Origin of the sequence: Candidatus Endomicrobiellum pyrsonymphae (genome assembly GCF_020328025.1) — a bacterium.
Taxonomy (GTDB): domain Bacteria; phylum Elusimicrobiota; class Endomicrobiia; order Endomicrobiales; family Endomicrobiaceae; genus Endomicrobiellum; species Endomicrobiellum pyrsonymphae.
The window spans coordinates 1-11759 of the sequence record NZ_JAIXMZ010000041.1 but is presented as its reverse complement, the minus strand read 5'-3'; the positions used below and the strand labels follow the sequence as shown (position 1 = coordinate 11759).

Annotated in this window: 8 protein-coding genes and 2 pseudogenes; 9 read left to right on the top strand and 1 reads right to left on the bottom strand. The window is 35.4% G+C overall.

Annotated elements, in window-relative coordinates:
- The coding region (locus LE180_RS04550) for a hypothetical protein (RefSeq protein WP_374134280.1) at positions 1–771 on the bottom strand (771 nt) is incomplete at its 3' end.
- A 1949-nt stretch (positions 772–2720) separates the two neighbouring features.
- Here LE180_RS04550 and LE180_RS04545 point away from each other — a divergent pair.
- The 9 genes and pseudogenes from LE180_RS04545 to LE180_RS04505 all read left to right on the top strand — a co-directional run.
- Complete coding sequence (locus LE180_RS04545) at positions 2721–4289, top strand: hypothetical protein (RefSeq protein ID WP_374134279.1); 1569 nt, start codon at positions 2721–2723, stop codon at positions 4287–4289.
- A 129-nt stretch (positions 4290–4418) separates the two neighbouring features.
- A pseudogene (locus tag LE180_RS04540) lies at positions 4419–4571 on the top strand (carbohydrate porin); the annotation flags it as partial.
- Positions 4572–4720: 149 nt separating this feature from the next.
- Positions 4721–4915: a PIN domain-containing protein gene (locus LE180_RS04535; protein WP_374134278.1), complete on the top strand. Its 195-nt coding sequence runs from the start codon at positions 4721–4723 to the stop codon at positions 4913–4915.
- The gene (locus LE180_RS04530; RefSeq protein ID WP_374134277.1) at positions 4915–5790 is read left to right on the top strand and encodes a PHP domain-containing protein; all 876 of its coding nucleotides are present in this window, start codon (positions 4915–4917) and stop codon (positions 5788–5790) included. The genes LE180_RS04535 and LE180_RS04530 overlap by 1 nt, the downstream gene beginning before the upstream one ends.
- A 30-nt stretch (positions 5791–5820) precedes the next feature.
- Positions 5821–7269, top strand: coding sequence for a DUF2779 domain-containing protein (locus tag LE180_RS04525; protein ID WP_374134276.1), 1449 nt, complete (start codon positions 5821–5823; stop codon positions 7267–7269).
- Between the two features lie 61 nt (positions 7270–7330).
- A pseudogene (locus LE180_RS04520) lies at positions 7331–8280 on the top strand (GDP-mannose 4,6-dehydratase).
- 11 nt (positions 8281–8291) lie between these two features.
- On the top strand, positions 8292–9593 hold the full coding sequence (locus LE180_RS04515; protein WP_374134275.1) for a nucleotide sugar dehydrogenase: 1302 nt from the start codon (positions 8292–8294) through the stop codon (positions 9591–9593).
- Between the two features lie 22 nt (positions 9594–9615).
- Entirely contained in the window at positions 9616–10680 is a 1065-nt protein-coding gene (gene recA, locus LE180_RS04510) for a recombinase RecA (RefSeq protein WP_374134274.1), read from the top strand.
- Positions 10681–10689: 9 nt separating this feature from the next.
- A partial coding sequence (locus tag LE180_RS04505; protein WP_374134273.1) for a glycosyltransferase family 9 protein occupies positions 10690–11759 on the top strand: 1070 nt, incomplete at its 3' end.

Here is an 11759-nt window from a genome sequence, read left to right as displayed (position 1 = left end):
TGGCGATGACGATGTTAATGATAATGGTGACACTGGTGATAACGATGATGACGAGCTGGAAGAGGAGCTGGAAGACGAACTAGTCTTCTCCTTCGGATTCCACTCCTTCGGATTCCACCCCTTCTCCGCCGCCACCGCCATCTTCTTCAGCACTATCTCCGCCCACGTCAGCTCCTGCTTCTCCAACTCTGGCAGTCCCAAATTCACAATTGCCTTCATCGCCGCCATCGTCGCCGGTGACAACGCCCCCGACGGCTCATTCGACATCAGCCTCCACTTCACCTCTACCATCACCGCTACCGCCAACTTAGACGCCGCCGCCTTCGCCGGTAGCACCACATTCTCCGGCAACCTCGCCACCAGATCAGCCACCGCATTCACCGCCTCTGTACGCGCCTTGAACTCATTTGGCAGACGTATTGATAATATATTCAACGCCCTCTCCTCCAACGACTGAAACGCCCGCGTCCACGCCCCTGGCGTCTTCGCCGCCGCCACAGCCGTCACCTCCACCTCCGCATCCCTCCGCACCAACATCTCCGCCTGCGCCACCCTCGCCTCATTTATCGACGTCGCCGCCGCCACCACCCTCTCCCCCGTACTCTTCTCTGCCTCTGCCACCAACTTCTTCCTCTCCTCCTTCAACGCATTAGACACTTGCTCCTTTATCCTCACATTCGTCTCCTCCGAAAACAGCGAAGACTTTATATGCCTTTCCAACAACTCTAACTCCATCGCCGCTATATTCACCACCGCCCCCTTCGCCGCCATCTTCGCCTCCTTCAACGCCTCCACTTGCTCCGCCGTCGCCTTCACCGGTGGTGATGATAACGATGTTAATGGTGACACTGGTGATGACGATGATAACGATGATGATATTGGTGATGCTGATGCTACTGATGATGTTGTTGTTGATAGTTTGTAACCACTTTGTCGTGGCGTCGTGTCTATTGGTGTTGAAGGCTTCTTTCGCCACTTATGGCTTTTATATCCTACAAATAGAAGGACTCCTCCCCCTATGACAGTTGTCCATGTTATTCGTTTGGGCGTTACGCTAAATCCTCCGACTTTCCCGAGTTCACGGTTCCAGAAGCTAACCGGATGGACGTCATTATTATTTCCAGCGCTCGGCACATAATTGTCTATTTCTTCTACAGAGTCTTCTCCAACTTCAGTGTTTCTAGTGAACCCGCTAGCTTTGCTAGATTTATCGGGCGAGCATGCCGAAAGGAGCAGAGAAAGGCAAACAAACAAGCTTACATATTTTTTTAAACGTAATGTCATCATATTATGTCTTCCTTTTAAGAGTGATGTCATCATACTATTTCCTCTTTTGTTTCTATCTATAGGTTTTGATAAATTTTAGACTTAGAGATTAAGGGGAATGTGAATTATGTATCGCTTCACGAATGAAACTTTCCTCTTTTATTTTAGCGCCACTTTTTTTGTTTTGCATTTATAAGAAAACCAATTATACCAAATCAAATGTGAGATTGTATCATTTCACCAAATACAACTGTTGTGATTATATCAAATCAAAATTTTTAACAAATCAGCTTTAATCCCTTACTTTTAACATTTCAACCTTAAAGACTATACAACCAAAACAATCAAAATTCAATCAAATATCTTTGTCTTCTTTCTACCCTTAAATCTTTCTGTTTCAAACCTTTCTGCCAGCAAATGTAGCCGCCACTATTATATCAATTCGATTATGTCAATTTAAACCTTCTAAGAGTTTAATAGATCCTGAATATGTCTGCCCATATTCGTATTATATCAAATTTTCTAATTTACAAGAAAATATGAAAACTTCAGGTGCGTTTAGGTGATTGCCATTGAGTTTTTGTAAGAAAACTTCTACAATACTAGCCCGGTACCTTCCGCCACTACTGTCGCATTAGCAACTTGAGTTCGCTATTGACTTGTGTTAGTTATTATTCTACTGTGTTATCATCATCCTTTCGCCCTAAATTTGTGCTGTCTCTCCAGCAGGAACTTAATACTAAACCAAACGTTACAACCTACTTATTGCCTTTTTAAAATTCTTCAAAGGAACCCTCGCGCTTCTTTTATAACGTGCATTCCTACGCTTCTTCTGACTTGACCGTTTTAACCGTTTTAGCGTCACCAGTTATTTCAAAGTTTTACAATAGACTTCGCAATTGGTTTTTTTCCACATGGTATCCTTATGAAACTTGATGTAAACATAAAACGCCATTTCCGTAGTTTGTACTGTAATAAGTTAATTTCTGATTAAAACAATCGCATCATGTTCATGCCCAAGTTCAAGTTGCTAATGAAACACCCACAGAAGTTTGCGCAAGCAAGAAAAAGATGTTAATCCTTATTGTTGTAGTTTTGTCTTTATAAACAAAGAGAAAGTTAAGTAACAGCAGTTAGTCTTTATTAGCAAAGGGAATAATGCTGATATATGATAGGGATAGAACTAGTAAAATGAAAGGATGAAAAAATATCAAAGATTAAATGGAGAAGAATGCGATGAAGTAGTAGTACTGTTAAGCGGTGAAAACACTAATGGTCTTATAAGGGCGGTTTTTGCCTAAGGCAATCAATTTTGATAAAATACCTGCGAGCGATGTTATAACTATAGAAAATTGGTTTAATATAATATGCCAAGAAAACGTCTAAATTATCTTACATCTCAGGAGGTTCTTGATTCTATTGTTGCATTAGCAACTTGAATTCGCTAAGCTGTTGTGAAAAAAATTATTTATGTTGTATTACTTATGTTTTTAAGCTCTTCATCTTTTTGCGTTGCAAAGAGGTACGTGGTTTTTTTTGCAGAAACTTCTGATATATCAAATGTTGTTGTTGATAAAATATTGTTGTCAAATCGTTTTTGTATGAATGTTCCTGTTAATGACGCGGTAAATATTCCTGAAAATTTAGAAGAGCTTATTTCGTATGGCAAAATAGAGGCCGCTCTTTCTTTTAACCCGGAGCCTGTTTTGCCGATATTTGCCATGCTTTCAAATGTAGAATTATCTAAATCGCAAAGGCATAGAATTTTTGAAGAATACGTTGTAAATAATTTAACTCGTTTTGAAAGTAATACAAACAAAGGCAATTCCTGTGTTTTTTTAAATTGCGCAGAGATGTCGTATGACGTACTGTATTATTTTGCAAGATTAAAATTGTCATGGATTAATGTGGATAATTTGGAAGAAAATGCGCGTGGCGCTTATGTCGTTGATGGCATTACGATATTTTCTTTATACAAAGATTTTCCTTACAATCAAACAGATGTTATGAAGTGGCTTGAATCAAAGCCGGAAGATATTATTCCTGTACTGCTTACGAAGAAGCATCTGCAAAATGTGATGTTAATGGAGTATTTGATTACTACTTTTGATAATAGTAAATATATATATCCTGCAACGCCTATGTATGTATCTAAAGTCAAGAGCGATTTGCTTCAGCAGAAAACTGTAAATTTTAAACAAGTTGCAATAAATAAAATGATAATGGACAAACTTTTTTCGGCGGCAAATTTAATTGTCAATTATACTAATACTTCTAATTTTAAAGAATACGTATATAACAATGCCAGAAGCGAATTAATTTATTTGTGTAACTATAACTTATTGAAAGATGTATCTTCTGGCGTATCTAATGGAAAAAGAATGTTTGACGCTGCATATGATAATATCTATCGTCTTTTAGGCGCTTTTGAATTGGTGGAAAATAAGATTAGTGAGTCCTATGTTTATTCTGATAAAAAAAATATTTCTATATCATCAAACAAACAAACTTCGGTTGAACTGATTTCGGATGGAATCTCAATATACAATGACGGATTATTAAAGTCTATACAAGTTATTGCAAGAGACAATAATATTAAAATAAATTTTTCATTTAAAGATGATAAGTGGGATGATAACATCGCTTTTATAGATTTTTACATAGATCTTAACAATATTGACGGCGCTGGTTCAACGTCGCTGCTTTCTGGTGTAAATGGATTTTTGACTACAGAATCAGGATGGGAATATTCATTGAGAATATATAAGGATAAGGCAGTTTTATACAAATATTCCTCTGATGGCGCTTCGTATGTTTCTAATCTGATTGTTGACGGCGACGCTTCGATTTTAATACCGCAGAAGTATATTAGAGGCAATCCTTCTCGCTGGGGGTATCAATCTATTGCTATTGCTGAAAATAACGGTAAAAAAGTTGTTATTGATTTTTTAAATCAGAGCGATAAAACCAAAGATGAAATTCTTTCTGCAACACCTTTTCTTATATCTGCTGTAAGACATTGAATTAAAGGCTTTTTAAACATTTAAAACATCAGTACAGATATCACAACGTGCTATCTTTAAAAATAAATCAAAATAGCAACTTTTAATCTTTATGCCTAAAAATACGACTCTAAATATAAAAACGGCGCGGAAATAGAACTTGAGTTGTATTATAAATTTGAGCCAAGCAAATATTTTACAATATCTCCTTCTGTACAGTACTTTGTAAATCCTCAGGGAGGCAATGTAGAGAATAAAAACGATGTACTTGTCTTCGATGTAAGAACCAGAATGAGTTTCTAAAGTTGTAGTTTAATAGTAAATAAGAAAGCCTCTTAGTTTTTTAAAACTGAGAGACTTTTTCTCGACCTTTATTTTGTCTGACAAAAATATGAAAGATGTATTGCTATTGTGAAATTTTAGTATAATAAGAAAGAGAATGGGAGATGTGAATGAAAACATTTATTCTAAACACGAACGTTTTGCCACATGATTCAGATGCAGTTTTTTCTTTTCACGATGATGAAGCGCTTATTTCCATGACAGTTGTTGAAGAGTTGTCTCTTTTTAAAAAATTTAATGATGAAAAGATCGCAAGCGCTCGTCTTATTTCAAAAAGCGTTGATTTGTCGTTGGAGATTCTTTGATGGATAGCAGTAAATCAAATGATTTATATGTTGATATGCATATTCATTCAATTTATTCTGATGGTACGTTTTCTCCAAAAGAAGTTGTTGAATATGCTTCTAAAGTAAATCTTTCTGCAATAAGTATAACTGATCACGATTCTGTGGATGGTATTGATGAGGCTATACAAGTTGCAGCTAAAATCGGCATTGAGGTTGTTCCGGGTATTGAGTTATCTTCGGAGATTATCTTGAATTCTCAAAAGAGCGAAATGCATATTTTGGGATATTTTATAGATTATAAATCTGAAAAATTAAAGGAAGCTTTAGCTGTTTTTAAACAAGCAAGATACAATAGAGCAATAGAAATATTAGCAAAACTTAAAAAAAACGGCGCTGTGTTAAAAGATGACAGCTTTGTGAAAAATGCAGGCAATAGTGTCGTAGGAAGATTACATTTTGCCAAAGCTTTAGTTGAAGAAAAACTGGTAGGAAGTGTCCAAGAAGCATTTCAACGGTATTTGGCTAACGGTAGACCGGCATATGTTTCCAAGTATTCACTTTCAGCTGGTGATGCTATAAAGCTTATTTTAAGCGTGGGGGGCATACCTGTTATGGCGCATCCGTATTACATCCATTATAGTGATGTAAATATGTTTGAATCTCTTATAAAAGACGGATTGATGGGTATAGAAGCTTGGCATATAAAGCACTCTGAAAGAGCAGTTAGAAAATTTTTAAGTATTGCGGAATATTTTAATCTTATCGTAACTGGCGGATCAGATTGTCACGGTCCGTATAAAAAAGAAAAACCTGTTATGGGTAGAGTGAAAGCGCCTTACTCGATAATGAAGAATTTAAAGAAAGCAAAGTTAAAATTTGAAATGAAAAAGTGAGATTAAAAAGCAACTTTGTTGTTTAGAGTTATGGGATACATAAATAAAACAGTTTTTATTAATTACCTAAGCTGTCATACTTTGGGTTGGATGACAAAAAGAGGCGCGCTCCCAAGACTTGCCGGACTTAATAACGAGCTTCTTACTCTTGAAGGAAGAAATGTTCATAAAGCGTCTCGTCAACTTTTTCCTGATGCTGTAAATGCAAAAATACTTAAGGCTGGTAATCCGACATTAGACATCAGAGATTTGATTTCAAACACTGACATTAAAACGATTTATGATGCCCAGTTTGTTGCCGGCGGTTTTTCTGTAAAAACTGATATATTGCAAAGACTTGAAGATAATTCGTGGCGCTTATTTGAGGTAAAATCAGGAAGCAAATACAAAGTTAAATATATTAGCGACATGTCGTTTAGCGCGATGGTTTTATCCAAATATGGTATAAAGATATGCAAGACGAGCGTTCTTCACTTGTCAAACTATTATCGTTTAGGAATGGATATATCGCGTCTTTTTACGGAGCTTGATTGTACTGAAAAAGTTGAACTGAAAGTTCAGGAGTTTTTGTCTCTTTCGGATAAAGCTTTTGAAGATATTGAGTCTGAAAATATGCCTCAGCCATATTTAAAAAGGACTTGTAAAAATTGTCCTTTGTTTGATGGATGTATGGGCAAAGATGTAAAAAATCATATTTTTGATTTGCCAAGACTTTCTATGCTTGCAATGGAAGAATTGATAGCGTTAGGAGCGGATACTATCGATAAAGTTCCTGATGATTTTGAGCTTACGGAAATGCAGAAAGTTGTTAAAAACAGCGTTTTAACAACTACAAATTACGTGTCTGAAAATTTAAAAATAGAAATAGAGAATATAAAGCAACCGTTCTATTATCTTGATTTTGAATTTGTTACCACAATAATGCCTCTCTATCCAAACATAGCTCCTCATACGCAGCTTCTAACGCAGTTTTCGTTAGACAAAACTGATAATTTGGGAAATATTTTGAATCATCACGAATACATAGCAGATATTACAAAAGATTGTCGTCGCGAAATTGCGGAAAAACTTATAGAATATCTTGGAGAAGAGGGTAGCGTTATAACTTATGCAAATTCTGAACGTATTTCAGTATCAAAACTTTCGGCAATGTTTCCTGATTTAAGCGATAAACTTAACAAAATAATTGAAAGAATTGTTGATTTAGAGTTGATAGTTAGAAAAAATTATTACGATATAAATTTCCGCGGTCGTTCATCTATTAAAAAGGTTCTTCCTGTGTTAATTCCTGAAATGAGTTATGCAGGGTTGGAGATTGGAGAAGGTGGAGATGCTGCCGCAGCTTTTGCTTTTATGGCAATGGGACTTTATGATAATGCTAGGATAGAAGAAACAAAAAAAAATTTATTAAGGTATTGCGCACAAGACACATTGGCAATGATACGCATACATCAGTTTCTTGTTGGTGTCGTGAAATGACAAAAATTGTCAGATTTTATACAATCCTCCACAGACCATACTTTTAAAGGAATACACAACTATGACTGTTTTAGTTACCGGCGCAGCAGGTTTTATTGGCAGTAAAGTTTGCGAGCTACTTGCTAAAGTGGGCAAAAATGTGATAGGTATATATAACCTCAATGATTATTATGATGTGAGAGTTAAAAAATATAGGTTGGGTAATCTCAAAAAATTAAAAATATTGAGTTCTATAAAGCTGATATCGAAATTAAAGAAGATATTGAAAAAATAACAAAGAAATGTAAGTTTGAATCAGTAATAAATCTTGCTGCAAGAGCCGGAGTGCGTTATAGTATTGAAAATCCTTTTACCTATGTTTTTGCAAATACTTTGGGAACTTTAAACCTTCTTGATATTGCAAAAGAAAAGAAAAAAAATTTGTTTTGGCATCAACGTCTTCTTTGTATGCTGGGCAAAAAATGCCTTTTGTGAAAACTCTTGCTGTAAATACTCCAATATCCCCTTATGCCGCTTCTAAAAAAGGCGCTGAAGCGATGTGTTACTCATATCATTATTTATACAGACTTGACATCAGTATTTTACTTGTTACGGTCCTGCAGGAAGACCGGATATGAGTGTAATACGCTTTATTAAATGGATTGATGGAGGGTGCCCCAATTGAACTTTTTGGCGACGGTTCTCAGAGCAGAGATTTTACGTATATTGAAGATATAGCAATGGGGACAATAAAATCATTGAAAGAAACTGGTTTTGAGGTTATTAATTTTGGTGGAAATAAGCCTTATAAGCTCAGTTTATGATAAATTTAATAGAAAAAACTTAAATAAAACAGCTAAATACAATTATAGACCGTTCCATAAAGCCGATATAGTTACTACTTGGGCAAATATTGATAAAGCAAAGAAACTTTTGAATTGGTCTCCAAAAGTTTCTTTGTATCAGGGTACAAAAAAGACAGTTGACTGGTATTTGGAAAATAAATATTGGTTTAAGAATGTTAAACTTTAAGTGGAGAGACGATGCATAAACAGTTACTAAATAAAATTAACACAAGAATTGCAAAAATAGGTGTTGTTGGGCAGGGGTACGTGGGACTACCGTTATCTGTTGAACTTGCAAAACAGGGTTTTGAGGTTATGGGTTTTGAGGTTGATGAATTTAAAGTAAGTATGATAAATAAAGGTAAATCTTATATCGGTGATGTTGACACAAATGACATGAAAGAACTTGTATCAAATAAAAAATTTTCAGCAACTTTGGATTTTAAAAACTTTGCAAAAATGGACATTATTATTATTTGCGTTCCCACACCTCTTCGCAAATCTAAAGATCCTGATGTTTCTTATATAGTAGAAGCTGTAGCGAACATTAAAAAAACTTTGAGAAAAGGACAACTTATCATTCTTGAGTCGACAACATATCCGGGTACTACCGACGAATTGGTTACGCCAATGCTTGAAGAAACAGGCTTAAACGCTGGTGAAGATTTTTTTCTAGCTTTTAGTCCAGAAAGAATTGACCCGTCAAATAAAAAATTCGGCATAAAAAATACTCCTAAAGTTGTTGGCGGTTTGTGTGAGAAGTGTACAGATCTTGCTGCAGCTGTTTACGGTTCTTTTACAAAAGCGCATAAAGTTTCTTCAACGCAGACTGCTGAAATGGTAAAACTTTTGGAAAATACTTTTAGAGCTGTAAATATAGCGCTTGTCAATGAGGTTGCGTTGATGTGCAATAAACTTAACATTAGTGTTTGGGAAATTATAGAAGCTGCCGCCACGAAGCCGTTTGGGTTTATGCCTTTTTATCCTGGACCTGGAATTGGAGGACACTGCATTCCTTTAGATCCACATTATTTATCGTGGAAACTCAAAACGCTAAATTTCTGTTCGAGATTTATTGAATTAGCAGGTGAAATGAATTCAAAAATGCCGGAATATGTTGTTTCAACAATATCAGACGCTCTAAACAAAAAAACTAAAGCCTTAAGAAATTCAAAAGTTTTAGTTTTAGGCGTAGCTTATAAGAAGAATGTTGCTGATATACGTGAGTCTCCTGCAATTGACATTATAAATATTTTAATTGAAAAAGGCGTAAAACTATCTTATTACGATCCATATATCCCTGTGATAAAGAGTTGTGGTTGTGGACGAGTTTTATCGTCAATTAAATCTCTTTCGAGATTAAACAAATATGATGCCGTTGTTGTTATTACAGATCATGCAAATATTGATTATGAGAGGGTTCTAAAAGAAGCAAAGGTTATTGTCGATACGCGAAATGTATTTAGAAATGTTAAGTCGAATAAAATTGTAAGAATATAGATTCGCATGGAGAGGAAACTTTATGGCAAAAGATGAAAAACTGAAAGCGTTGGATTTAGCTCTTTCGCAGATTGAAAAAGATTTTGGTAAAGAAGCAATTATGAGACTTGGTGAAAAGCATGCAAGAGAACAAGTTGACTCCATACCAACAGGCGCTCTTCCTCTTGATATAGCTATAGGTATCGGCGGTATTCCGCGCGGTAGAATAGTGGAAATTTATGGTCCTGAATCTTCAGGGAAAACTACTTTGGCTTTGTGTATGGTAGCCGAAACTCAAAAACTTGGCGGTATTGCGGCGTACATAGATGCGGAACATGCTATGGATCCAGAGTATTCAAAAAAACTTGGTGTGGATATAGATAATCTTTTGATATCTCAGCCCGATTCAGGCGAGCAGGGACTTGAAATTGCAGATAAGCTTATACGCTCTGGAGCAGTTGACATTATTGTTGTCGATTCAGTTGCAGCGCTTGTCCCAAAGGCTGAAATTGAAGGCGAGATGGGTGATTCTTTTGTAGGTCTCCAAGCTAGACTTATGAGTCAGGCGCTTAGAAAACTTACTTCCAATATTTCTAAATCTAAAACTTCACTAATATTTATAAATCAGTTGAGACAAAAAATAGGCGTAATGTGGGGAAGTCCTGAAACGACACCCGGAGGGCTTGCTCTTAAGTTTTATTCTTCGGTAAGATTGGATATAAGGAGAATTGAATCGGTTAAAAGAGGCGATGAGGTTTTAGGCAATAGAGTAAGAGTAAAAGTTGTAAAAAACAAAGTAGCCGCTCCTTTTAAACAAGCCGAGTTTGAAATAATATTTGGACAAGGCATTGACAGATTTGGATACTTGATAGACATGGGCGTAAACGATGGAATAATTGAGAAGGCAGGAGCATTTTTTAGTTATAAAGGTGAAAGATTGGGACAGGGCAGAGATAATTCAAAAATATATTTGGCGGGCAATCCTTTAATTGCCGAAGAAATAGAAGTTAAAATAAGGGCAAAAGCTTTTGGTAATGACGAAACAAAAGTAGGAGCGTCAAAGGAAGAAAATGTAAAAGATAAATCTTCCAAATCTCCTAAAAAATAAGAGGGATGAATGATTTTATATTGCAATGATGATAAGGTGAAATTGGAAAAAGCAGAGAAAGAGTTAGCTTTGTTAAGTGAAAAGATACTAACAAAAAAGCAAAAGATAAGAAAAAAAATAATTAAAAGTTTTTTAAAGAGTTTTCATAATTTCTTTAAGTTGATATTGCAAAAAAATGAAAATAAAGCAATTTACATTGCCGTAATTTTGTCAGGCGGGATTGGTGATGTTCTGAGGCAAAAAGATGCTGTGTTAAGTCTTGTTGCCTTACTACCAGTCGCGATAGTTGATGTTTACGGTAAAACGTACAAGTCTTTTTTTTCTGATATAAAAAAGACAAGGTTTTTTTTTGATAGAGACATTATAGGTTGTAGGTTTGTTGCCGATAAGTACGATATTGTTGTGGATTACTTTACCTCGGATAATGTAACGTCCGGTATAGCAGATTTGAAAATAAATAATTTGAAAAATGATGTCTTGAAAAAATTTGCTAACGATTTTGAAGAAATAAAAAAAGAATATCCTTATTGTTTTAACGTTAAAAATCAATATTCATTTCAGCAAGAAGCTATTAAGAATAATTTGAAGTTTAATGCTGTCGCTAAGCTTACGGCAGGGATTAAAGATTTTAAAAAAATCAATTTAGCATTGAATTATATAGAGCGAGACATTACGAAATTCGGACTAAATACACAAGATAAATATATAACTTTTCAGCACGGTTGGGGAGATAAGGGATATATTCCCGGAAAAACATGTTGGAATACAAAAATTTGGGCAACAAAAAACTGGAAAAAGTTATTTGAAAATATAAAAAAAGAATTAAAGACTTATAAGATAGTGCAAGTTGGTATAAATAGCGATTATATMGATTTGGTTGATGTAAATTTAGTCGGAAAAACTTCTTATGATGATCTTTGTTCAATTATAAAATATTCGTCGCTTCATATTGATACTGATGGCTGTTGTATGCATATTGCAGAGGCTTTAAATGTGAAATCTGTAATTCTTTTTGGTCCATCCGATGCAAGATATGTAAGTTACGATAATAATATAAATGTTGTTTCGGGACAGTGTCG

What these genes read in the sequence shown, in the direction of transcription:
- LE180_RS04535 (WP_374134278.1), top strand. Translation starts at nt 4,721, where the DNA reads ATGAAAACATTTATTCTAAACACGAACGTTTTGCCACATGATTCAGAT.
- LE180_RS04530 (WP_374134277.1), top strand. Translation starts at nt 4,915, where the DNA reads ATGGATAGCAGTAAATCAAATGATTTATATGTTGATATGCATATTCAT.
- LE180_RS04525 (WP_374134276.1), top strand. Translation starts at nt 5,821, where the DNA reads ATGGGATACATAAATAAAACAGTTTTTATTAATTACCTAAGCTGTCAT.
- LE180_RS04515 (WP_374134275.1), top strand. Translation starts at nt 8,292, where the DNA reads ATGCATAAACAGTTACTAAATAAAATTAACACAAGAATTGCAAAAATA.
- recA (WP_374134274.1), top strand. Translation starts at nt 9,616, where the DNA reads ATGGCAAAAGATGAAAAACTGAAAGCGTTGGATTTAGCTCTTTCGCAG.